26 protein-coding genes are annotated in these 22,805 nt (G+C 68.6%); 7 read left to right on the top strand and 19 right to left on the bottom strand.

All coding sequences use genetic code 11. The annotated features are described in order from the left end of the window. Positions 1-14 precede the first annotated feature (14 nt). Positions 15-1,193 (top strand): AAA family ATPase, encoded by a 1,179-nt coding sequence (locus ACIA12_RS14780; protein ID WP_396367492.1) that lies wholly within the window; start codon positions 15-17, stop codon positions 1,191-1,193. Here the strand turns inward: ACIA12_RS14780 and ACIA12_RS14785 are convergent. The 4 genes from ACIA12_RS14785 to ACIA12_RS14800 all read right to left on the bottom strand — a co-directional run bounded on the left by ACIA12_RS14785 (position 1,138) and on the right by ACIA12_RS14800 (position 3,518). After that, positions 1,138-2,034, bottom strand: coding sequence for a hypothetical protein (locus ACIA12_RS14785; RefSeq protein ID WP_396367493.1), 897 nt, complete (start codon positions 2,032-2,034; stop codon positions 1,138-1,140). The two genes, ACIA12_RS14780 and ACIA12_RS14785, sit on opposite strands and share 56 nt — an antisense overlap. A gap of 1 nt (position 2,035) precedes the next feature. Next, a complete protein-coding gene (locus ACIA12_RS14790; protein WP_396367494.1) occupies positions 2,036-2,764 on the bottom strand; it encodes a CDP-alcohol phosphatidyltransferase family protein in 729 nt (242 codons plus the stop codon). A gap of 74 nt (positions 2,765-2,838) precedes the next feature. Then, the gene (locus ACIA12_RS14795) at positions 2,839-3,303 is read right to left on the bottom strand and encodes a nitroreductase family deazaflavin-dependent oxidoreductase (protein ID WP_396367495.1); all 465 of its coding nucleotides are present in this window, start codon (positions 3,301-3,303) and stop codon (positions 2,839-2,841) included. Between the two features lie 38 nt (positions 3,304-3,341). Next, on the bottom strand, positions 3,342-3,518 hold the full coding sequence (locus tag ACIA12_RS14800) for a hypothetical protein (protein ID WP_396367496.1): 177 nt from the start codon (positions 3,516-3,518) through the stop codon (positions 3,342-3,344). Between the two features lie 79 nt (positions 3,519-3,597). Between ACIA12_RS14800 and ACIA12_RS14805 the strand changes: the two genes are divergently transcribed. After that, entirely contained in the window at positions 3,598-4,044 is a 447-nt protein-coding gene (locus ACIA12_RS14805) for a MarR family winged helix-turn-helix transcriptional regulator (RefSeq protein ID WP_396367497.1), read from the top strand. Here the strand turns inward: ACIA12_RS14805 and ACIA12_RS14810 are convergent. The 7 genes from ACIA12_RS14810 to ACIA12_RS14840 all read right to left on the bottom strand — a co-directional run bounded on the left by ACIA12_RS14810 (position 4,041) and on the right by ACIA12_RS14840 (position 9,588). Then, a complete protein-coding gene (locus ACIA12_RS14810; RefSeq protein ID WP_396367498.1) occupies positions 4,041-4,493 on the bottom strand; it encodes a hypothetical protein in 453 nt (150 codons plus the stop codon). The two genes, ACIA12_RS14805 and ACIA12_RS14810, sit on opposite strands and share 4 nt — an antisense overlap. Before the next feature lie 46 nt (positions 4,494-4,539). Next, positions 4,540-4,716 carry a hypothetical protein gene (locus ACIA12_RS14815; protein ID WP_396367499.1) on the bottom strand — a complete coding sequence of 59 codons (177 nt, stop codon included), beginning with the start codon at positions 4,714-4,716 and terminating at the stop codon, positions 4,540-4,542. A 604-nt stretch (positions 4,717-5,320) separates the two neighbouring features. Further along, on the bottom strand, positions 5,321-6,508 hold the full coding sequence (locus tag ACIA12_RS14820; protein ID WP_396367500.1) for a PP2C family protein-serine/threonine phosphatase: 1,188 nt from the start codon (positions 6,506-6,508) through the stop codon (positions 5,321-5,323). A 111-nt stretch (positions 6,509-6,619) separates the two neighbouring features. Beyond that, entirely contained in the window at positions 6,620-7,459 is an 840-nt protein-coding gene (locus tag ACIA12_RS14825; RefSeq protein WP_396367501.1) for an Fpg/Nei family DNA glycosylase, read from the bottom strand. Between the two features lie 144 nt (positions 7,460-7,603). Beyond that, a complete protein-coding gene (locus tag ACIA12_RS14830; protein WP_396367502.1) occupies positions 7,604-8,077 on the bottom strand; it encodes a ribose-5-phosphate isomerase in 474 nt (157 codons plus the stop codon). 20 nt (positions 8,078-8,097) lie between these two features. Then, a complete protein-coding gene (locus ACIA12_RS14835; RefSeq protein ID WP_396367503.1) occupies positions 8,098-8,898 on the bottom strand; it encodes a hypothetical protein in 801 nt (266 codons plus the stop codon). Between the two features lie 93 nt (positions 8,899-8,991). Then, the gene (locus tag ACIA12_RS14840) at positions 8,992-9,588 is read right to left on the bottom strand and encodes a DsbA family protein (protein ID WP_396367504.1); all 597 of its coding nucleotides are present in this window, start codon (positions 9,586-9,588) and stop codon (positions 8,992-8,994) included. Positions 9,589-9,802: 214 nt separating this feature from the next. Between ACIA12_RS14840 and pepN the strand changes: the two genes are divergently transcribed. The 3 genes from pepN (at position 9,803) to ACIA12_RS14855 (ending at position 13,976) form a co-directional block, all read left to right on the top strand. Then, positions 9,803-12,376: an aminopeptidase N gene (pepN, locus tag ACIA12_RS14845; protein ID WP_396367505.1), complete on the top strand. Its 2,574-nt coding sequence runs from the start codon at positions 9,803-9,805 to the stop codon at positions 12,374-12,376. Beyond that, positions 12,376-12,918 carry a hypothetical protein gene (locus ACIA12_RS14850; protein ID WP_396367506.1) on the top strand — a complete coding sequence of 181 codons (543 nt, stop codon included), beginning with the start codon at positions 12,376-12,378 and terminating at the stop codon, positions 12,916-12,918. The genes pepN and ACIA12_RS14850 overlap by 1 nt, the downstream gene beginning before the upstream one ends. A 200-nt stretch (positions 12,919-13,118) precedes the next feature. Further along, positions 13,119-13,976, top strand: a complete 858-nt coding sequence (locus ACIA12_RS14855; RefSeq protein WP_396367507.1) for a hypothetical protein — start codon at positions 13,119-13,121, stop codon at positions 13,974-13,976. A 40-nt stretch (positions 13,977-14,016) separates the two neighbouring features. On the opposite strand, the gene ACIA12_RS14860 is transcribed toward ACIA12_RS14855, so the two are convergent. The 5 genes from ACIA12_RS14860 to malQ form a co-directional block, all read right to left on the bottom strand. Next, a complete protein-coding gene (locus tag ACIA12_RS14860) occupies positions 14,017-14,415 on the bottom strand; it encodes a DUF5130 family protein (RefSeq protein WP_343971313.1) in 399 nt (132 codons plus the stop codon). Further along, complete coding sequence (locus ACIA12_RS14865; RefSeq protein WP_396367508.1) at positions 14,402-14,680, bottom strand: hypothetical protein; 279 nt, start codon at positions 14,678-14,680, stop codon at positions 14,402-14,404. Before ACIA12_RS14865 ends, ACIA12_RS14860 begins: the two co-directional genes overlap by 14 nt. 81 nt (positions 14,681-14,761) lie before the next feature. Next, positions 14,762-15,262, bottom strand: coding sequence for a hypothetical protein (locus ACIA12_RS14870; protein ID WP_396367509.1), 501 nt, complete (start codon positions 15,260-15,262; stop codon positions 14,762-14,764). 75 nt (positions 15,263-15,337) lie between these two features. After that, a complete protein-coding gene (locus ACIA12_RS14875) occupies positions 15,338-15,979 on the bottom strand; it encodes a lytic polysaccharide monooxygenase (protein WP_396367510.1) in 642 nt (213 codons plus the stop codon). 143 nt (positions 15,980-16,122) lie between these two features. Next, the gene (gene malQ, locus ACIA12_RS14880; RefSeq protein ID WP_396367511.1) at positions 16,123-18,240 is read right to left on the bottom strand and encodes a 4-alpha-glucanotransferase; all 2,118 of its coding nucleotides are present in this window, start codon (positions 18,238-18,240) and stop codon (positions 16,123-16,125) included. Between the two features lie 213 nt (positions 18,241-18,453). Here malQ and ACIA12_RS14885 point away from each other — a divergent pair, with 213 nt between their 5' ends. After that, a complete protein-coding gene (locus tag ACIA12_RS14885) occupies positions 18,454-19,944 on the top strand; it encodes a glycerophosphodiester phosphodiesterase (protein ID WP_396367512.1) in 1,491 nt (496 codons plus the stop codon). Positions 19,945-19,947: 3 nt separating this feature from the next. Here the strand turns inward: ACIA12_RS14885 and ACIA12_RS14890 are convergent, their stop codons facing one another. Beyond that, entirely contained in the window at positions 19,948-20,934 is a 987-nt protein-coding gene (locus ACIA12_RS14890; RefSeq protein ID WP_396367513.1) for a hypothetical protein, read from the bottom strand. 80 nt (positions 20,935-21,014) lie between these two features. Between ACIA12_RS14890 and ACIA12_RS14895 the strand changes: the two genes are divergently transcribed. Further along, the gene (locus ACIA12_RS14895; protein WP_396367514.1) at positions 21,015-21,833 is read left to right on the top strand and encodes a mechanosensitive ion channel family protein; all 819 of its coding nucleotides are present in this window, start codon (positions 21,015-21,017) and stop codon (positions 21,831-21,833) included. 65 nt (positions 21,834-21,898) lie between these two features. On the opposite strand, the gene ACIA12_RS14900 is transcribed toward ACIA12_RS14895, so the two are convergent. Beyond that, complete coding sequence (locus ACIA12_RS14900; protein ID WP_396367515.1) at positions 21,899-22,330, bottom strand: OsmC family peroxiredoxin; 432 nt, start codon at positions 22,328-22,330, stop codon at positions 21,899-21,901. 23 nt (positions 22,331-22,353) lie between these two features. Beyond that, on the bottom strand, positions 22,354-22,779 hold the full coding sequence (locus tag ACIA12_RS14905) for a globin (protein WP_396367516.1): 426 nt from the start codon (positions 22,777-22,779) through the stop codon (positions 22,354-22,356). Positions 22,780-22,805: the final 26 nt, after the last annotated feature.

A 22,805-nucleotide genomic window follows, 5' to 3' on the forward strand; every position in this document is an offset into this window, starting at 1 on the left:
CTACGTTGGCTGGCATGTTGACCACGTTGGCTATCGAGAACTACCGGTCGTTGCGGCGGCTGGTGGTGTCGTTGAGGCGGTTGAACGTGGTGAGCGGGGCCAACGGGACCGGGAAGTCGAGTCTGTACAGGGCTTTGCGGTTGCTGGCCGATGCCTCGCGCAACGGGGCGGTGGCGGCGCTGGCCCACGAGGGTGGGCTGCAGTCCACGCTGTGGGCCGGTCCGGAGAACGTGTCGAAGGCGGTCCGGCGAGGCGAGCAACCGATCCAGGGCACGGTACGGACGAAGGCGGTCCACCTCCGCATGGGCTTCGCGTCGGAGGACTACGGCTATGCGATGGACCTCGGATTGCCGATGCCCAGCTCATCCGCCTTCGCGCTGGACCCCGAGATCAAGCGTGAAGTGTTGTGGGCCGGACCATTCCTGCGCCCCAGCGCGTTGCTGGCCGAGCGCGGCAGCGGCGGGGTCCGGATCCGGGACGACGACGGGAAGTGGCACGACAGCCGTCATCCGCTGCAGTCCTTCGACAGCATGCTCAGTGAGTATGCCGATCCGGAGCGCGCGCCGGAGCTGTTGACGTTACGCGAGCGGATGCGGTCCTGGCGGTTCTACGACCATTTGCGGACCGATGCCGAGGCCCCCGCCCGGCAGGTGCAGATCGGCACGCGCACCACGGTGCTCGGCCCGGAGGGCGCCGATGTCGCGGCCGCCCTGCAGACGATCAAGGAGATCGGCGCGCCGCGTGCGATCGACACTGCGATCGAGCAGGCCTTCCCGGGCAGCAAGTTGGCCATCGAGAACAACAACGGCCGGTTCGAGATCGCCTTCCGGCAGTACGGGCTGCTCAGGCCGTTGTCAGGTGCTGAGCTGTCCGACGGAACACTCAGGTACCTGCTGTGGGTGGCCGCCTTGCTGACACCCCGGCCACCGGCGCTCCTCGTGCTCAACGAACCCGAGACGAGCCTGCATCCAGACCTGCTGCCTGCGCTGGCGAACCTCGTCGTCACGGCCGCTCGCAACACCCAGGTGATCGTGGTGACCCACTCCCGCCCCTTCCAGTCCGCTCTCCGGTCCGGCGCCGAAGAAACCGCCGTCGACTTCAACACCATCGAGTTGCTGAAGGAGTTCGGCCAGACGACTATCGAGGGTCAGCGCCCTCTGGACGAGCCGGCGTGGAAGTGGCCGAGTCGGTAGCCACCTCGTCCTTGACGCTTTCGAAGCGGACGAGGATCAGGGCGCCGATGGCGGTGACCGCGAAGCCGGCGATGGCGCCGGTGTACCAGCCGTCGCGGATCTTGTCGTCCAGCAGGAAGACGCCGACGGCGGCCGGGGTGATCGTTTGGAGGGCGATCATCGGGGTGGTCGCCAGAGTCACCGAGCCGCGTTGCAGGGCCAGCGAGTAGAGCAGGAACGCGAGCGCGGCCGAGACGGGCAGCGTGTACGTCGTGGGGCTGGCGAACAGCGCGCCGATCGAGCTGTCGTCGAGCATCCTTGCCGAGATCGCCACCCCGGCGTACCCGAATCCCGCGAGCACCCCGAGTACCGCCGTCGCACTCGCGTGCTCCGAACGGCTGGCCACGCCACCGAGCACCGCGATGGCGATCAACCCGACGATGACTCCGATCGTCAGGCCGTGATGGACGGCCGCCTCCCCCGCGTCACCGGACGAGACCGCGAGCAGGCCGAGTCCGCCGCAGACCGCGACGACGGCCGACCACTCGATCGCGGACAGCTTGTCCGCCATCAACCGGGTCGCCAGCAAGGCGGTGACCACGAGGCTGACCGCGATACCTGCCTGAGCGAGGTACAGGGGAAGGAGCCGCAACGCGACGAAGTGCAGTCCGAAGCCGGCCAGCTGGAGCACCAGCGCGCCGAGCCACGCGGGCTGCTTGAGCAGGGCGATGACGAACCCGCCGAAGCGCCGCGGGTCGAGCTCCGAGCCGGTCGGCACCTTGCGGGAGCCGACCGCCTGGAGGATCGACGCGATGCCGAAGACGACTGCGGCGCCGAGGGCCGCGCCCAGACCGAGGATCAACTCAGGCGGCCTTGCGTCTGGGGGCCCAGAAGGTCAGGTACAGGCTGAGCACTCCGTAGTACACGAGATAGGCCAGTGAGATCGCCACCACGATCGCGCTCGGGTTCGGCATCTGGGTCAGCAGGACGGCGTACGAGCCGAGCCAGATCAGCGTGGTGACCAGGTTCGTGGTCCGGAACGCCTTGGTCCGCGAGGGGTAGACGTACTTGATCGGGATGAAGACCAGGATCGAGCAGGTCAGCAGGATGATGCCGGTCGCGGTCTGGCCGAGGTCGAGCACGACGACGTAGAAGGCGACCACGTTCCAGTAGCTCGGGAAGCCCAGGAAGAAGTGGTCGTCGGTCTTCGCGTCGGTCCGGCAGAACTGGTAGCTGGAGGCAAGCAGCGGCAGCGCGGCCAGCGCGGCGCCGATGAAGCCGTGCGGCAGGAAGCCGCCGGTCCACAGCAACACGATCGGCGCGAACGCGTACGTCAGATAGTCGACGATGTTGTCCAGCATCGCGCCGTCGAACCACGGGATCGTCTCCTTCACCCGGAGCCGTCGCGCGATCATCCCGTCGGTACCGTCGATCCAGAGCGCGGCCAGGCCGAGCCAGAGCGCGCGGACCGCGTCCCCGTCGATCGCCGCGATCACGATCAGCAACGCGAGCACCGTTCCGCTCGCGGTATAGGCGTGCAGTGCAAGTCCGGCCAGACGCAACCGCGTCGACCCGACGAACGGTTCCCGCACCGCGTCGTGTGTGGTCAGGAGAACTCCCAGAACTCGGCCGGGCGCAACGCCCCGGACTTCAGGGAGTCAGGGTCTCACGAGCCGGGTGCCGAGTCGGCGACCGCATACGGTTCGAGCAGGAAGACCGGGATGATCCGGGTGGTCCTGGTCTGGTACTCGGCGTAGTTGGGGAAGGCTTCGACGGCGCGCTTCCACCACAGCTCGTACTCCTCGCCGTGGATCTCACGGGCCACGTACTCGCCGGTGCGTTCGCCGTCCTGCAACTGAATCTTGGGGTCGGCCTGGAGGTTGTAGTACCAGACGGGGTTCTTCGGCGCCCCGCCGAGCGACGCGACCGCGGCGTACACGCCATCGTGCTCGACCCGCATCACCGGCACTTTGCGGAGCTTCCCCGACTTGGCGCCGCGCATGGTCATCAGCACGACGCCCATACCGTCGAATCCGCCGACGCTGGTGTCGCCGGCCGCCACCATCTTCTCGACCGCGGCGCGGACCCAACCGGTCGGGCTGGGCGCATATTCCTCTTCAGGGGATGACATGTCACCCACCCTGCCCTATCGGGCAGGTCACCGCCCGGTCAGGCGTGGTGCGCGGCCTGGAAACGCGCGACTCGGGCGGCGCGTTCGCGTTCCATCCGGCGGCGAGGGTCGAGGTGGTCCGGGAGGGTCGCGGGGCCGGCGATGTGCAGCAGCAGCCAGGTCAGGCGCCAGCGGATCCGGTAGGGCAGGCTCAGTCCGTCGGTCTTCTTGCTCATCAGGTCTCTCCAATTGCTTGGTGTGGCAATAGTTTGTACACCAACTGATACTGTAGTCAACACAGCTCGAAGGAGAGATATGCCCGGGACATCCGAAGAGGTCGACCTGCTGGCCCTGGACCGCCAGGTCTGCTTCGCGCTCGCGGTCGCCTCCCGCAGCGTGATCGCCCTGTACCGCCCATTACTGGACCCGATGGGCCTTACTCACCCGCAGTACCTCGTCATGCTCGCCCTCTGGGAGGAATCCCCACTGTCGGTGAAGCAACTCAGCAACTTGCTGGCCCTAGACCCCGGCACCCTCTCCCCGCTGCTCAAGCGCCTGGAGTCAAGCGGCTACCTCACCCGAGCCCGAGACCCCCGCGACGAACGCTCCCTGGCAGTCACCCTCACCGAAGCCGGCCAGTCCCTCCGCACCCAGGCCCTGAAGATCCCGCCCGCGATCATCGACCGCCTGGGCATGACCCTCGAGGAGCTAGAAGGCCTCCACAAGTCCCTGACCCGGGTGATCGCCGCCGCGACGACCTAGCTGGGCGTGCATTCCTGGAGTTGGGCCGCGGTGGCGATCTTGGCTTCGATCCAGCGCCGGCGGAGGAAGTGCGCTTTGAGGAGGCGGTGGACGCCGTCCAGGACTACCAGGCGGCCTCGGTAGGCGACCAGGTGGATGGGGAAGTCGAGGTCTGCGTCCATGACGCGTTCGTAGTGGGGGCGGTAGTTCATGGGGGTCGCCGCTACCTGGTTGGGGGTGACCTTGAAGCGTTCGCCGTTCAGCTGCCACAAGGGGAGGTCGAACATCCAGAGGAGGTCGGCTACCTCTACCGGTTCCACCCGCAGGTCGAGGGCCCAGAGTTTGCCCAGTTGCCAGTGGGTTTGGGGGAAGACCTCGCGCATGGACGGCGGAGTCATCGCCAGCAGTTCGTCGAACGAGACGTCTGGCGCGCTTCGGTCGGCGCCGCGGTCCACCCCATCTATCGTCACGACCGAGCACGGTACGCCATGCTCCGGTCAGGTCAGTACGGGTGCGTCAGTAGGAGTGTTTGCCTCGGCGGCGGAGCAGGAGGGCGGCCGCTGCCAGCAGTAGGCCGCCAGACGCGAGGAAGATGCCGCCTAGTACTCCGAACGGCAACAGCGGAGCCGCATTCCGAGCCAGAGCAACCCCCTCAACCTGTACTCCGCCCGCCGCCGGCGGTGGCAAGGTCACCCCGCTGGGTGGAACCGTAGGACCCGCTGGCTGGGGCGTGCCCCCATCGCTCGGCCCGCCCCGCCAAACCGGAGGAGCCGGCTCGGAGTCAGTCACCGTCGGGACGGACGGCTCCGGCGCGGTCGACGGCACGGGTGGTAGCGGCCGGGCGGGGAACGTCGGACGCCCATCCCCCGGCGAGCACTCCATGGCGAACGCCCTCGAAGGCTGACAGGTGGCCGGAGTCCCGGGCGGAGTCACTGGCGGGCTAGTGGGTGACTGGCTGGTCGCTGGCGGGCTGGTGGGTGGGGTCGACGGCGGCGTGACCGGTGGAGTCGACGGCGACGTGCTGGGCGGCGTAACCGGCGGCGTACCGGGCGGCGTCTCCGGCGGCGACTCGGACGCCACCGGAGGCGACGCCGTCGCGACCGGGACCGTCGGTGGACGCTCACCCGACGCCACCGGAACAGTACGTGGCAGTCCGTCCGCGGCAGCGGTCTGCGGCCCGAAGGCGAGCAGGACGAAGGCGATCAGCAGTAGCGGCAACAACCTGGCCGAGTTAGCGATCACGGCACTGCCCCGTTCGCAGAAACTGGAAGCGTCTCTTCCAGCAGTATGCGCGCGGTCAGCGAGCGTAGCGAAGCATTGCCGTCTTCCGGCGTTGCATCTTCGTCGTGAACCCGGGCCGCGCGGCCGTGAAGTCCGGCGTGTCGGACGGGTTCGTCTTGCGGTGGATGACCACGATCGCCGAGTCGTCGCCCGGCCCGCCGATCTCGTCGACCAGCTCGAGCGCCGCGCCCTTGAAGCCGGTCGCGATCAGCCGCTCGGCATGCCCCGCCAGCCGGTCGGTCCCCCGCTCGATGTCGCGCCGCGGTGTCTCGACCATGCCGTCGCTGTAGAGGAACAGCGCGTCGCCCATCTTCAGCTCGCCGCGGTTCACCACGAAGTCCGGGGTCTCGACCAGCCCGAGCAGCGGCCCGTCGGCGTCGCGGGTCTGCCACCGCCCCGACCACGAGTCGAACTGGATCGCCGGCGGATGCCCGGCGGTCCGCACCTCGAACCCGCCCGTGCGCAGGTCGACCGCCACATGCACCACGGTCGCGAAATCATCGTTCCAGGCCTGCCTGCGCAGGTAGTGGTTGGCCGCCGGCAAGAACTCCTCCACCGGTACCACCCCCAGCAACCCGCCGAAGGCCCCGGACAGCAGCAGCGCCCGCGTCCCGGCATCGATTCCCTTGCCCGACACATCGACCAGCGCGACCTCGAGCACCTCGTCCGCCCGCGTCGTCGACACCACGAAGTCGCCGGAGAAGGACGCCCCACCCGCCGACCGGATCGCCTGCTCGGCCCGCCACCCGCCCGGCAGCTTCGGCAACTCGCCCTGAGCCGTCAACGTGTCGCGCAACTCCATCAGCATCGTCTCGCCGCGGGTCCCCTGGACTCCGAGCCGGCTGCGCACCTTCGCCCCGGTCAGGATGATCCAGGCGATCAGCCCGAGCACCACCACGAACCCGGTCTTCGGCAGGCCGGCCGCGCGCTCCGACACGACGTACGAGCCGGTGATCAGCGCGAAGACGGTGAGCAGCACCAGCGGCCGGAAGCGCAGCACCAATCCGCCGAGCAGAAGAGGTATGACCAGCACGCTGCTGGGTATGAAGGAGGGCATCGCCAGTGCGGCGGAACTGACCGTGACCGTCAACGCCAGCAGACCGACGAAGGCCAGCTGGTGTGAGGTCCGCGCGCGCCGAAGCCACGACTCGGCCCGGTTGCCGACCCGTCGCACAACAGCGTTGCCGCCACCGCCGCTACTCATGGTGAGATGAAGATAACGGCACCATCAGGTCCGCGCATCACATTGTCACAACCTGATTGCAGCCTTCTCTCAATTGATACAGTCACAATTGAGACCCGGTGACCGTTTTTCTCAGCCGCGCCGGGTCAGCCCGGTGCGCTGGCACTTCGGGCACCAGAAAAGGTTGCGCCCGGCCAGGATCTCGGTCCGGATCACCGAGTCGCAGACGTGACAGTGCTGACCTTGGCGGCGGTACACGTAGACCTCCCCGCCGTGGTCGTCCTGGCGGGCGTCGCGGCCCATCGCCTCGGGTGTGTGGTCATCGGCAACGGTGTCGATCCGGCCGGTCTCGACGCCGTACTTCATCAGCTGGACCAAGTCGGTCCACATCCCCTGCCATTCCTTCTTCTTGACCAGGTGACCGGGCGTCTTGGGGTGCAGCTTCGCGCGGAACAGCACCTCGGCGCGGTACACGTTGCCGACGCCGCTCAGCACTTCCTGGTCCATCAGCAGTTGGCCGATCGGCAGCTTGCTGCGGTGGATCCGCTTCCAGGCCAGCTCGGGATCGGCGTCGTCGCGCAGCGGGTCGGGCCCGAGCCGCTTGATCAGCGCCTCGCGCTCGCCGTCGGTCAGTACCTCGCACACGGTCGCGCCGCGCAGATCGGAGTACGCCGTCGCGTTCTGCAACCTGAGCCGGACCTGGCCCACCGGTTGCGGCGCGGTGTCGCCGGCCTCGATCTTGCCGAAGTCCATCTTGCCGATCAGGCCGAGGTGGATGTGCAGCCAGCCAGCTCCCTCGAAGTCGGCCAGGAAGTGCTTGCCGTGGGCCTCGGTCCCGCGCAGGACGTGACCGTCGAGCAGCGCGGCGCCCTCGACGAACCGGCCCTGCGGACTCGACGCGCGGACCACCCGGCCGCCGAAGTCGTCCCAGACGTCGTTGGCCAGGCGATGCAGGGTGTGACCTTCGGGCATGATTCCTCTTATGGGTCTGACATCAGGTAAAGGCCGCAGCGGCGCGCCGACTCCGGCAGTGGTCGGGACCGGCCGCTCCATGCGGGCCCGGGACGTCTCCAGACCCCGTACTCCGGACCGGCCGGCCCGCAAACAGAAAGAAGATCAGGACGAGGGCAACGGCGGCAGCTCGCCGGTCTCCTCGTAGGCGGACAGCATCTCGATCCGCCGGGTGTGCCGCTCCTCGCCGGAGTACGCGGTGGCGAGGAACTTCTCCACGAACGCGGTCGCCTCCTCCTCGGTGTGCATCCGCGCACCGACGCTGACGACGTTCGCGTTGTTGTGCAGCCGGCCGAGCTCGGCGGTCTCGACACTCCAGGCCAGTGCGGCCCGGACGCCCTTCACCTTGTTCGCGGCGATCTGCTCGCCGTTGCCCGAGCCACCGATCACGATGCCGAGACTGCCCTCGTCACCGACGGTCCCCTCGGCTGCCCGCAGACAGTACGGCGGATAGTCGTCCACCGCGTCGAACACGGCCGGGCCGTGGTCGACGACGTCGTGCCCGGCACCCTTGAGGTGCTGGACCAGATGGTTCTTCAGGTCGAAGCCGGCGTGATCAGAGCCGATGTGCACTCGCATGCCCAGAAGTCTTACAGGTCCTACTGACAGTCCGGTACGCCGGGCGTCTTGACCGCGCCGGGCACGTTGAGAGTTCTGGTCAGGGCCGTCGTGTCGGCGCAGGCCTTGCCGTACCCGGTCCCGGCGGGATGCAGCGTGTAGACCGCGACGATGGCCCGGTGGTCCGGGCCGACGGTTCCCGTCGTGTGCAGCGCCGCCCGGACGAAATCCACCGCCGCGTCCTTCGGCTTGTTCTTGTCCCTGCCGTACCCACTGGAGTCCAGGTAGCCCGACCAGCCCTGCTTGATCGCGAAGGGCGGCTCGAACGCGGACGCGATCCCGAAGTACTGGTCGAAGCCGTCGGTGCCGTAGCGGGTCGGCTGCTGCAGGTTGCCCATCACGAAGTCCCGCACGGGCGCAGGCGCCTGGTCGAGCAGGTAGCGGTAGATCCGCACGGTATCGGCGGCAGTGAAGGCCGCGTACCCCCAGAAGCCCGGGTGGGTGACCGGCGGCCCGGCCGTGTGGGTCAGGCCGAGCAACAGCACCATCCGGTCGATGATCGCGGAGCCGCCGAGGTGGTCCCAGTAGTAGCTCGCCGCGTCGTCGTCACTGCTGCGCAGCATCACCTCGAGCCGGGCCTTGTCGGCCGCCGGGATGTCGTACGCCGGACCGCGGTCCCACAGGAAGTCGAGCACCAGCAGCAGCTTCACCACCGACGCCGAGCGGAATTGACGATCCGGGTCGACCACGTCGGTGAACTGCCCGGTCTGCCGATCGAAGACCGCGATCCCGGCCGTCACACCGACAGGCACGACGGCCTCGCCACTACGCAGAAGCTTCACTTGCAACCTACTCACCATTGAACGATTAACTTGGTGAGTAACCTTCGCCGAGACCGTTGGAACGTTCAACCCTTCTCAGCAAGTTCGAAGGAATCAGTCGAAGCTGGGACTGCGGTCCCGGGTGCGCTTCAGCTCGAAGAAGCCGTCGGTCGCCGCCACCAGCCGGACCCCGTCCCAGAGCTTGCCGGCCGCCTCGCCCTTGGGCGCCGGGGTGACCACCGGCCCGAAGAACGCGGTGCCCTCGACGGAGATGACCGGCGTACCGACCTCCATCCCGACCAGTTCGATCCCGGCCAGGTGCGACTTGCGGACAGCGTCGTCGTACCTGTCGTTACCGGCTGCCTCCGCCAGCGAGGCGGGCAGACCGGCTTCGGCGAGCGACTCCTCCAGCACGCCTTCGCCGTTGATGCCACGGCCTGCGACGTGGATCCGATTGCCGAGCGCGGTGTAGAAGGGCAGCAGCACCTCGTTGCCGTGCGCCTGCTCGGCGGCGATCAGCACCCGGACCAGCCCGAGCTTGCGCAGCCAGTTCGCGTCGTGTTCGTCGCGCTCCTCGTTCAGGATCGCGAGGCTCATCACATGCCAGGCGGTCTTCACGTCCCGGACCTGCTCGACCTCGAGCATCCAGCGAGACGTCATCCAGGCCCAGGGGCAGGCCGGGTCGAACCAGAAATCAGCGGTGGGGGTCATGCCTTCGATCGTACAAACTGAAACCACTTCGTACTCCGGGCCGCGTGGCGTCTCGTCCAGCGGACAGGCACCGGACCAGACCGGTCACCAGCCGGCACCGGCCGATCACGCTCGGGCAACGCCGGATCAAGCTCTGGCAACGGTTTCCCACCTGGTGCGCAAGTCGCGGGGAAACCCTCGGTGCCGCAACCACCCAGGTGCATAGGATGCCGACATGCCTGGAACCAACCTGACGCGCGACGAAGCGCGCACCCGCGCCGGCCTGGTCAGTGACGTGAGCTACGCGATCGAGCTCGACCTGACCACCGCCGCGAGCGGAGCCGCGACGTTCGCGTCGACGACCACCCTCACCTTCACCGCCGAAGCCGGCGCGAGCACCTTCGCCGATCTGATCGCCGCGACGGTGCGGGAGGTGACGCTGAACGGACGCGCCCTCGACCCGGACAGCGTGTACGACGGCGCGCGGCTGCAGCTGGACGACCTGGCCGAGCGCAACGAGCTCGTCGTGGTCGCGGACTGCATCTACTCGCGTACCGGTGAAGGGCTGCACCGCTCTGTCGACCCGGCCGACAAGGAGACCTACCTCTACACCCAGTTCGAGGTGCCGGACGCCCGCCGGGTGTTCACCACCTTCGAGCAGCCCGACCTGAAGGCGCCGTTCACCTTCACCGTCTCCGCGCCGGCCCGCTGGGTCGTCATCTCGAACGCGCCGACCCCCGAGCCGACGCCGTACAAGGGTGCGAACGGCGAGGAGCTGGCGACCTGGAGCTTCGCGCCGACCGAGCCGATCTCGACCTACATCACCGCCGTCGTCGCCGGTCCGTACCACGTGGTGACCGACGCCTACGAGGGCCCGAACGGCACGTACCCGATGTCGTTGCTGTGCCGCCCGTCGCTGGCCGACTCGCTCGACGTCGAGGACCTGTTCGAGGTGACCAAGCAGGGCTTCGAGCTGTTCGAGCGCGCCTTCGGTACGCCGTACCCGTTCCACAAGTACGACCAGGCGTTCGTGCCGGAGTACAACATGGGCGCGATGGAGAACGCGGGCTGCGTGACGATCCGCGACGAGTACATCTACCGCAGCCGGACCACCCACGCCGAGCTGGAGAGCCGCGCGAACACCGTGCTGCACGAGCTCGCGCACATGTGGTTCGGCGACCTGGTCACGATGACCTGGTGGGACGACCTGTGGCTGAACGAGTCGTTCGCCGAATGGGCCAGCCACTGGGCGCAGGCGACCGCGACCACGAAGTACGCCGGGGCCTGGACGACCTTCTGCAACGCCCGCAAGAACTGGGCCTACCGGCAGGACCAGCTGCCCTCGACGCACCCGATCGCCGCGGACATGGTCGACTTCCACGCGGTCGAGGTGAACTTCGACGGCATCACCTACGCCAAGGGCGCCTCGACGCTGCGCCAGCTGGTCGCCTTCGTCGGTGAGGACACCTTCATCACCGCGCTGAAGGAGTACTTCGCCGACCACGCGTTCGGCAACACCGAACTGGCCGACCTGCTCAAGCCGCTGGAGAAGGCGTCCGGGCGCGACCTGGACGACTGGACCGAGCGCTGGCTGCGGACCGCCGGCGTGAACACCCTGCGCGCCGACTTCACCGTCGACGCGGACGGCAAGTTCCAGACCTTCGCGATCGAGCAGACCGCTGCCGCCGACCACCCGACCCTGCGGCCGCACCGGCTCGCGGTCGGCCTGTACCGGCTCACTGACGCCGGCCTGGTCCGGACCGAGCGGTTCGAGGTCGACATCGACGGCCCGCGGACCGAGCTTCCCGAGCTGGTCGGCGCGACCCAGCCCGACCTGGTGCTGCTCAACGACGACGACCTGACCTACGCCAAGATCCGGCTCGACGAGCGGTCCCGGCTGACGCTGGTCGACTCGATCGACAAGCTCGACCAGTCGCTGGCCCGGGCGCTGGCCTGGGGCGCGGCGTGGGACATGACCCGCGACGCGGAGATGCCTGCCAGCCAGTACGTCGGCATCGTGCTCAAGGGTGTTCGCGCCGAGACGGACCTCACCGGTGTGCGGTCGCTGCTCGCGCAGGCCACCTCCACGATCAACAGCTATGCAGCACCGGAGCACCGCGCGGAGCTGCGGGCGCAGTACGAGGAGACCCTGGCCGAGCTGCTGGCCGGCGCCGAGCCGGGCAGTGACCACCAGCTCGCGTTCGCCCGTGCCTACATCGGTGGCGTCTTCTCCGACGCCGGAGCCGACCGCTTGGCCGCCTGGGTCGCCGGTACTGACCTGCCGAACGGCCTGGTCGTCGACAACGACCTGCGCTGGACGCTGATCGTCGCGCTGGCCAGGCTCGGCCGGGTCGACGCGGACGCCATCGACGAAGAGCTGACCCACGACACCACGATGACCGGCCAGGAGCGGGCCGCGCAGGCACGCGCCGCCCGGCCGACCGCCGAGGCCAAGGCCGACGCGTGGCGGATCGCCGTGGAGTCCGAGGACACCCCGAACGAGACGCAGTTCCGGACCATCCTGGGCTTCCAGCAGCCGGGCCAGGAGGACCTGCTCCGGCCGTACGTCGGCAAGTACCTGACCGCGGCCAAGGACGTCTACACCCGGCTCGGCTCGTCCATGGGCGAGAACGTGCTGGTCTACCTGTCGCCGCGCGGCCTGCCGGAGCAGTCCACGCTGGAGGCGCTGACCGGCTGGCTGGACGCGGAGGCCGAGTCAGTCGACGCACCGACCCTCCGGTATGTCGGAGAGGCCCGTGCCGACCTGGAGCGTGCGCTGGAGGCCCAGCGTCGCGACGCGGTCGGCTGATGCCGGACCGGAGTGAAGCAGGGGATCCCTCGTTAGCCGGCGCCTCGGCCGTGGCCCTCACCGGCCTGGCCGAGGCCTACCGTCCGCGCCCGGTCACTCCGCTGATGCCCTGGCGGTTCACCGGCCGGCTGGTCAAGCCGTACGTGATCACCGCCCGCGGCCGCTCCTGGGACGACCAGATGGTGGCGGTGGCGCGAGTGACCGCCGCCAAGCAGCTGGAGTTCGACGACGCGATGGGCGCGGTCGGGCTCGGCGTGGTGGTCCTCCATCTGAGTGACGACGCCACGTACCTCGTCGTGCAGAGCTGGGCGAAGGAGTTCCAGTCCCGGCTGAGCATCTTCCGCGGCCTGGACGTCGACGATCTGCGCCCGGCTCCGATCGGCGTCGCGCCCTGCGTCTGGGAGCAGGAAGTCCTCAGCCACGAGCGGGCGTCGTACGTGAGCCACATCCTCAACTCCGAGGTCGATGTCGAGACCTGGCTGGACGACTGCCTGGACACCCGGCCGGCTCCGAAACAGGGCGGCATCCCTTCCGGGACCTGAATTCCGGACAGTGCCGGCGCGGGCACTGTCCGCGACATTCAAACAGTTGAATGTCACCACACCGTCGCTGATCGGTCGCGGGCCGCGATCGCCTTGTCCAGAAGGAGATTCTCACCACGTGAAGGGCCCTCACTTTTCCGCTTTCCCGGTTTAAGCTGCACCCAGATATTCACCTGAGGATTCTGGGGAGGACCTTTGTCGTGACACACGTGGATGACCGGAAAGGCCCGACCCGGGCGAAGCGCTCGGCCGGCCGGGCCAACGCGCGTGCGCTCAACCACGGCGGCGACAGCCGGGTGGCCGCTCGCGCCGGACGTGCGGTACCGACCAAGGACGTGGCCGGGTCCCAACTGGAGAGCGAGGCCGACCGCGCCGAGCGGATGGCCGCCGGCAAGCGCTCCGCGGGCCACGGCGCGGGCCATTCGGGCCGGAAGAAATCGAAGCGATCCACTGCCGCGGTCGGAGCCGCGATCATCGCGAGCGCCGCGGTGGTCGCGACTTCTGCTTTTATCCTGACAAATGGCGGGTCCTCGCCGCAGAGCGGAAGCAATCCGCCGGTTCCCGCGCCGCCGACCTCAGCGACGCCGAAGACGAAGAGCGGTACCGCACCCGCGGCGGTCAGCACGGCGAAGGCCGACCGCAAGCCTCCCGTGGTGAAGCCGACGGCAGCCAAGCCGAGCGTGGCCAAGACGACCACCACCGCGACGTCCGCGACACCGAACACCGGCCCGGCCACCCCGGTCTTCCGCCGCGGCCAGTGGATCGCGGTGCTCGACAAGTACCCGACCGACGCCGGTATGGACGCCGAGCAGGTCGCCAAGGAGCTCGCCGCCAAGCTGATCACCGCCGGCGTACCTGGCCGGGCGATGTTCCTCAACGGGCAGTACCCCGGGATAGCGAACAGCAGCCTCGAGCCGGAGACCGGCGAGTGGGTCGTGTACCTCGCCGCGCTCCCCAGCGCCGAGGCGGCCCTCAACCTCTGCCAGGCGGCGAAGACGCAGGCGATTCACTCCAACATCGCCTGCCCGACGTACGAACCCGCCGCCAAGCCCGGCTGACAGCTCACCCGACTGACCGCCGGGTGAGCTGTGTGGGCTGCTACTGCTTGTGGGGCTCGTTCGCGTGGAGCAGCGGGGGCTGGTGCGCGTGGGTGCCCAGCTGCTGGACGCCGGTGACCAGGCCGCCGGTCAGGTCGCCGGTGGCGAAGGACGTCTGCATGGTCAGCGCTGCCAGGCCGGCCGCGTGATCCGAGAGCTGCCGCCGCGCGTTGGCGCCGGTGACGACCTCCAGCCGGCGCCCGGCCGGGTCGACGTACACCAGGACGCTGTTGTCCGGGTCGTCCAGCTCGTTCAGCAGCTCCAGGGCGAACGGGCGCGTCTCGGAGTCCGCTCCCCCGACGTACACGGAGAAGTGCAGGCCGGACGCGTCCTCGGCATGCCGGACGGCGCGCTCGATGTCGTAGAGCTGGTCCGGGGTGAATGCGTCACCAGCTGGCACTTGCGCCTCCGGTCGTCCGGGCGACGCCGGTGCCGGCGGTCGCGGTAGTGGTGCCGGCGGGGAGCTCGGGCAGGTTGGCCGGGTCGGGCCGGGTGGCCGTCGGGCCGCCGATCCAGACGGGCGGAGCCCACCAGGACAGGCCCGGGCGGTAGCGGGGACCCTTGGCGATCGAGGAGGCGAAGACGAGCAAGGCCAGCACCGCCACGACCAGCACTGGAATACCGACGAACACCAGCACGGTGTGGCCGGAGAGCTGAGTGATCACGGACGCAAGCCTAGTCCCACGAACACCCGCGCCCGCCCCGGGGCCTCGACCGGGACGGGCACGGACGGATTCAGAAGTCGGCTAGCAACCACAGGTGTAATACGTGATGTCCCAGTGGTTTCCTTCGTCGCAGTAGATGTTGCCGGAGGCGGCCTTCCACTGCGGGTAGCCGTCAGCGCGGTTGGCGATCCGGGTGAAGGTGTTCTTGATGTAGTTGCCGACACACGTGTACTTCGAGATGTCGACCTTGTACCCGTTGCGGTGACTGTAGGTCCCGCTGGCGTGGCCGACCTCGGTGCCGCCGGTGATGTTCACCGCGCACCCGCTCGCCGTGTGCAGCGTCCGGACGCCGTACACGGTGCTGTCGTTGATGTTGGTGAACGAGGTACAGGTTGAGTTGTTCCAGTCGGTGCAGTTGCCACTGGACGACCAGGTGACGCCGGCGGCGCTCAGGATCGAGGCTGCCTGCGCCTGGGTCAGCTTGGTGAGGGCCGAGGCGTTCTCGATCACCAGCAGGCCGGGCAGCAGCCCGACCAGCAAGGCGACCAAGGGCACGGTCACGCGACGGAGAAAGAACTTCATGGGGACTCTCCTTGAAACTCGGGGCGGAAGGTTTCAAGGAGGGCCATTCCCACGAAAGTTATTAACCAAACATGGTCAGAACCCGAAATCGGTTCCGGTCTTCGACAACGAACTCGCGAACTGGACGTCCGAGCACTGATAGAACGCGTTGCCGGTGTCCGCGATGGTCCAGACGGCGAGAATCATGTGCCGCCCGGACCGGCTCGGCAGCCGGCCGTTGTGGGTGATGTCGGCGGCAGGCCGGGCGCCACCCATCGGCACCGTCAGGAACGGAGTCAGGTCGAGCGCCGAACGGCTCAGCGCCGCGCTCTGGTTCCAGCCCTGCTTGGTGACGTAGTACTTGAAGTCCGTGGTGGAGTGCTGCGCGGTCAGGTGCCACTTGAACGCGTAGTTCGCGCCCGAGGTGAGCTGGGTGGCCGGCCACGCGCCACCGCGCTGGTCGTTCAGCTCGTTGAACTGCTGCAGGCCCGCCGAGCAGAGTTTTCCGTCGGCCGGACCCGCGCCGGGGAAGCCCTTCGGACCCTCGGTGCTCTGCGGCTCCCACTGGATCGCGCCGCAGTTCTTGACCGTCGTGTTCGCGCACAGCTTGGCGCGACTGATCGGCGAGTTGGTGTACCCGTGGCCGTAGGCCAGGGGTACGGACAGGGACGTGGAGGCCGTCAGAGCCAAGGCTCCGGCGGCAACTGCGGCCAGGCTGAGTTTGTGTGTTCGCGGCATGCGGACACTCCTTCGGATTCCCGGTTGTGGGGGCGGTCGGGGAATGAAGGAAGGCGCCTTCGTGTGACAATAGATAACAACCGTTCAAATCTATTGTCAACAGCTCGTAGGCGGTTGTTCACTTTCCGCGAATACTGCACCGCCTAGCAGTGCAGTACGCCGATGAGCCTGCGGAGCCGCTGGTTGTTGGGCAGGTCCTCGATCAGGACGGGCATCCCGTCAGGGCCGCCGAGCGGGACCCGCCAGTTCGGGTACTCGTCCGTGGTGCCGGGTTGGTTCTGGGTACGCCGTTCGCCGACCGCGTCGGTCAGGGCGACACCGACCAGCTTCGCCGGGGTGTGCGCGACGTACCGGTGCAGTGCCTCGACGATGCGCTCGACATCGCCGTCCGCGTAGCCCAGCAGGTGCCGTTCGCGCAACGCGTTCAGCCATGAGTCGCGCTCGGCCTCGTCGATGGCGAGCTCTTCGGCGTACGGGCGGGTCAGCAGGCCCAGGCGGTCGCGCAGCTGGACGTGGTCGCCGGCCAGGTACCCGGCGGTCGGCGGCAGGTCGTGGGTCGTCACCGTGGCCAGGCAGAGTTCGCGCCAGCGCTCGGGCGGGAGCGGGTTGCCGTTCGCGTCGCGCTCGAACCACAGCACCGAAGTACCGAGGACTCCGCGTTCGGTGAGGTAGTCGCGTACCCACGGCTCGACCGTGCCGAGGTCCTCCCCCACGACGACCACACCGGCGCGAGACGCCTCGAGGACGAGGATGCCGATCAGTGCCTCGTGGTCGTAGCGGACGTAGGTGCCCTCGGTCGGCCGTTCCGGCGAGGTGACCCACCAGAGCCGGAACAGCCCGAGGATGTGGTCGATCCGCAGCCCGCCCCCATGCCGGATCACCGCGCGAACAAGGTCCCGCCAGGGCGCGTAACCGGTGGCAGCAAGGGCGTCCGGCCGCCACGGAGGTTGCGACCAGTCCTGTCCCTGCTGGTTGAACGCGTCCGGCGGCGCACCGACATGGATGCCGGCGGCCAGCACGCGCTTGAGCGCCCACGCGTCGGCGCCATCGGGGTGTACGCCGACGGCGAGGTCGTGCAGGATGCCGAGCGACATGCCGGCCGACTTGGCCCGCGCCTGGGTCCGGGCGAGCTGCTCGTCGAGCTGCCACTGCAACCAGCAGTGGAACTCCACCGCGTCCGGATTTTCGTTGCGGAAGGCAACGACTGCGGCCGCGTTCGGGTCCTGCAGCTCCTCGGGCCACTTGCTCCACTCGGGACCGTGCACATCCGCGATGGCCGCCCAGGTGGCGAAGTCGATCAACCCTAGGCCTTCGCGGTCGCAGTACGCGCCGTACTCGGCTATGCGGCCGATGGATGGGCGGACACCGAAGAGGAGCTGGAGGGCCTCGCGCTTGGCGGCCCAGACGGTGTCGCGGTCCAGCGCATCCGGGTCCTCGCTCAGCGCCCGGGCCTGGAGGGCCAGTGTGCGGACACGGTCGCGCTCGGCCGGTGCGAGGTCGCCGTACTCGTCGATGTCCTCGATGCGCAGGTAGAGCGGGTTCGCGAACCGACGGGAGGCCGGCAGGTACGGCGACGGCTCCATGCGGCCGGCGGTCTCGGCAGCGTGCAGCGGGTTGACCAGTACGAAGCCGGCGCCCAGGTCGTTGGCGGACCACGCGGCCAGGTCGGCCAGGTCGTGCAGGTCGCCGATACCCCAGGACCTGCGGGAGCGTACGGAGTACAGCTGAAGCACCCAGCCCCAGGTCCGCTGCAGTCGCTGCGGCTCCAGTCGTTGCGGGGTGACGATCAGGGAGCCGACGGAGATCTCCGGGCTGGTGCCGACACGCGCGCACAGCCGGTGATAGCCCAGTGGCAGGTCACCCGGCAGCTGGTACGTCGCTTCGCCGATCTGCACGCCGTCGACCCACTCCGGCTCTACCCAGTGCTCCTGCTGCGGGATGTCCCGGCGTTGTCCACCGTCCTCCAGATCGACCCACACCTCGGCAGTGGAGCCGTGCGGCAGGTGTACTGCGAACCAGGGCGTCCAGCCCTCCCGCATCACCAGCGTGGCGGGCAGCACGCGGCGCCAGCGCGCCAACTGGTGCTCCGCCAGCGCATCGGTGGCTTGCTCGGGGGTGGACGCGTCGACACCGAGTGCGGCCAGCACTGTGGATACGACCTCGGACGACACCAGCACGTGTTCGCCCTGCCAGTTCCAGTACTCGGTCGCCACTCCGTGCGCGACGGCAAGCTCGACAAGGGCTGGAGTGGGAGCAGTCACGCGTGCGAGTCTGCCGTATCCCGGGGCATCGCACCCAACGGCGCGCGCCATCGGGGTCGTGGACGTCACCGCTCGGAGGCGATTCGGTACTACGCGTTCTCCTGCGTCACGACCCTGCATCGAGCACTGCCGCAAGACCGCCTGATGCCCTTACTCTTCGGCTAAGCACGCGCAGGGGGGACTTGCGCCGGTGCGTTGGAGGGGGCACACCCGATGGATGAGTTGCTGCCGCGTACCGGGGTCAGCCGCCGTACGACGCTGGGACTGCTCGGCGCGGTCGCGGCCGGCTCGCTGGTCACCGGTTGTCGCGAGACGACCGGCGGCAGTATCGGCGTCACCGGCGACTACAGCCTCACCGACTGGGTCGCGGATCGGGGCGACCACTACCTGGTCGCCCATCGGGGCGTCGGTGACGTGTTCCCCGAGCACAGCATGGAGTCGTACGACGCCGCGGTCGCGTGGGGCGCACAGGCGATGGAGGTCAGTGTCGGCATCACCGCTGACAGCGTGCTGGTCTGCATGCACGACAAGACCCTCGAACGGACCACCAACCTCACCGGCAACCTGCGGGCGGTGAAGTACTCCCAGCTCGAGAAGGGCTGGCTGCAGGTACCGCGGCTGGGCCCGCGCTGGGCCGAGGCCAAGCTCAAGGTGCCGCTGTTCGAGGACGTCCTGCGCAAGTACGGCGGCCGGGTGATCCTCGCGATCGAGGCGAAGGACGAGCGGGCCTACGCCCCGATGATGGCGATGGTGGCGAAGTACCGGCTGGAGTCGGCCGTGATGATCAAGACCTACTTCAAGGGCGAGCTGATCGCCGACGTGAAGTCGCTCGGGCTCGGCGTGTTCGCGTACTTCACCACGCCGGAGGAGATGACCCCGGAGGCGATCCAGGCGGTCGCCGGGCAGTTGTCGCCGCGGACGGACGCGATCGTGGTACCGAACTCCGGTCCTGGCGGGTACCTCGACGCGTCGCTCGCCGAGGCGGCCGTGGGGACCGGCATCCCGATCTGGCCGTACCCGCTGCATCGTCGCGCGGACCTCGCGCACTACACCGCGCTCGGGATGCAGGGCGCGGTCACGTCGAACCTCGGCTACGTCCTCGGCAAGACCGAGCAGGTCACGACCGATCAGTGGGCGACCGGAGCGGTGGTGCCGGGCGAGCTCACCCGGGATCCGTACGACGACCGGTTCGCCGTCAGCTGGGGACGCGGGGGCAGCATCGGGCTCGCCGCGAAGGGTACGCAGCACTTCCTGACGCTGGGCAATCTCGGACCGATCACCTCACCGGCCTACTCGGTCGAGTTCGAGGCGTCGTTCGCCGCCTTGCCGTCCGACCCGCTCGCGCACCTCAGCCTGGCCTTCGGCCACCAGGACGACTCGTACTACGAGAACCGGATCGGCACCGCCAGCGGCTACCACGCGATCCTGCAGGCCAACGGGGAACTGGGCCTGTGGGCGCACCGGACCGGGCAGCGGCCGGGGATCAAGCTGGCGGTCCGGAAGACCGCCCCGGTGTTCGCCGGCGAGTGGATGCGGTTCCGCCTCGACGTCACGCCGACCACGCTCACCTGGAGCCGGCTCGACCACCCCACGAAGGTGTCTGTCACCGACAAGACCTACCGGGGCGGCTACCTGCACCTGGGCCGCGCCTCCACCGACGGCAGCCTCGCATTGCGCGCCCTGACGGTCACCCAGTCGCCCTGAGTCTCACTCGACCAGTCTTCGCTGGCGGCGGGTGAGGAGCAAGACGGCCAGCAGGAGCGCAGTACTGGCTATCACCAGGCCGATGGCTACTCCGGCGACGTTGTTGGTCAGTTGGTAGAGCGAGATCGGCCAGATGACCAGGAGGATCGAGCAGCCGACTACCGCGTACGCCGAGGCGTGGCGGCGGCCGTAGGCGACCAGGAGAGCGGCCGGGCCGGCAGTACCGACTGCGAGGGCCATCACCTCACCTCGCTCCTGGATCAGCCAGCAGATCGAGGAACTGAACATGGCGGCGCCGGCGAGTGACCATGCCGTCACCTGGTCGCGCACCAGGCCGATCATCGCCATCACGAAGGCGACCAGGATGAACCCGGTACCGGCGATGCCCGCGGAGTTGGTGTTCGTCGAGGTGTCCGGAGTGAGGACGTCCGCGGTGATCACCAACACACCGACGGCGAGGATCCCGAACGTTGCCACCAGCAACGAAGACCCGGCCAGCCACCACACCCCGACCACCGCCAGCGCGAGCGCCACGGCGACGCCGGCGACCCGGCCGGTCTCCCCCTCGATCGCGACATAGGTGGCGAACCCCGCCACACAACACCCCAACGACGCCAACGCCGAGCTCAACTGCTCCCGCCGCCTCAACAAGGCCAGCACCGCGGCAGTCCCCAGCAAAATCACCGCCGCACTGGCCCCAGTACTGATCCGGGCCGCCCGCCCCATCTCCCCCCAGTTGGCCAACGTCAACAACGCCACAGCCCCCAGGAGCAGCGCACCCCCGATATACCCCAACACCTCAGTCAACGCAGAGGAGTGCACAGCCGTAGGAGGCTGCCGCCGCGCCTCAGGCGGACGATTGGCGCCGGGGGCGATGCGAGGTGCGGCGGCGTCTGCTTCGGCGGCTGTGCGGAGGGCTTCGGCCTGGTGCGGGCGCAGGACGCCGGCGGACACCAGTCGGGTCAGCTCGTCCTGCAGCCGGCTCGGCATGTCCGTTCGTTCCTCCTCGCAAATCTCCGGATGAGGGAATGTAGAGATCCTTGGCGGGATCACTACAGTAGGGCGGCGAGATGCCTATTCTGCTCAGTTACCCCGTGTCCCTGCTCAGTCACCCCCTGTTTTCCGTCCCGGACAGCTTCCCGACGTTCTTCCGGAGAGGCAACGACGGCAAGCTCGAGGTGACCGACCAGATCATCACCGTGCCGGCCCGGATCGTCGGCCTGATCCTCGCGTTCTTCGTCGTCCGCTGGCTGCTGCACAAGGCGATCCGCCGGTTCGCCCGGCGTACCGGCAACGGCGCCGTGGCCGGCGTCCTGGCCAAGTCCAAGCGCGGCCAGGAGTTCGTCGAACAGACCCTGATGAGCGAACGCCGCAGCCAGCGCGCCGAGACCATCGCGTCGCTGCTGTGCAGCACGGTCACCATCATCCTGACCGCCATCCTGGTCGTGATGCTGCTGGCCGAGCTCGGCTTCAACATCCTCCCGGTGGTCGCGTCGGCGAGCATCATCGGCGTGGCGCTCGGCTTCGGCGCCCAGACGCTGGTCAAGGACTTCCTGGCCGGCGTCTTCATGATCTTCGAGGACCAGTACGCCGTCGGCGACCTGATCGACATGGAGAAGGCGACCGGCGTCGTCGAGGCGGTCGGCCTGCGCGTCACCCAGCTCCGCGGCGAGGACGGCACCACCTGGTACGTCCGCAACGGCGAGGTCCTCCGGGTCGGCAACCTCACCACCCGCGACCCCGAAGCCCCCGCCACCTCCACCACCGGCGTAGGCAGCGCCGCCGAAGCCGCCGACGGCCTGGCCCACCTCGAGGCCCCCGCCGACGAGCCTCCGCCCCGCTCCACCCCCGCCCACCACACCAGCGGCGGCCACGAACCCCCCGCCTGACCCCACGGGCAAAAAGATCCGGCACCGGTCTCCAAGGGAGAGCGGTGCCGGAGGTGTTCAGCAGGTCAGGCGGTGAAGGTCACGTCGAGGGTGATGGTGGTACCGGTGAGGGCCTGCGAGACCGGGCAGTTCTTCTTGGCCTCTTCGGCGAACTGGGCGAACTCGTCGGCGGTGAGGCCGGGGACCTTGCCGTTGACGGAGAGCTTGATGCCGGTGATGCCTTCGCCGGGGACGAAGGTGACGTCCGCGGTGGTGTCGATCGACTCGGGGGCATTGCCGGCGCCGGCCAGGGCGTGCGACAGGGCCATCGAGAAGCAGGTCGAGTGGGCGGCGGCGATCAGCTCTTCGGGGCTGGTGACACCTTCGGCCTTGTCGTTGGACCGGGCGGCCCAGGTCACGTCGAAGGTACCGAGCTTCGACGACTCGAGGTTGACCTGACCGGCCCCCTCCAGCAGCGAACCTTCCCAGTGGGCCTTGGCGGTGCGAGTAGCAGCCATGCTCTTCGTATCTCCTAAGAAAGTCAGTTCCCGGCCACGTCGATCGCGCCCGGGTAGTTCGGTTCGTCGGTGTTCACCATGCTGTGCGCGGCCATCACCATGTACTTCCAGATCTCCTCGTCGCGCTCCGGCTCCAGCCCCAGCTCGTCCAGCGCAGCCCGCATGTGGCCGAGCCAGCGATCACGGGCGGTCGGGGTGACGGCGAACGGGTTGTGCCGCATCCGCAGCCGGGGGTGCCCGCGCTGTTCGGAGTACGTGCGCGGCCCGCCCCAGTACTGCTCGAGGAACATCCGGAAGCGCACCTCGGCCGGGCCGAGGTCCTCCTCCGGGTACATCGCGCGCAGCTCCGGGTCGGCGGCGACTCCGCGGTAGAAGGCGGCCACCAAGCGGTGGAAGGTGTCAGCCCCGCCCACGGCGTCGTAGAAGCTCATCGGCTCGCTGGAACTCATCGGCTCGCTCATATCCTCATCAGTGT

Source organism: Kribbella sp. NPDC051620, from assembly GCF_044453825.1.
Lineage (GTDB): Bacteria > Actinomycetota > Actinomycetes > Propionibacteriales > Kribbellaceae > Kribbella.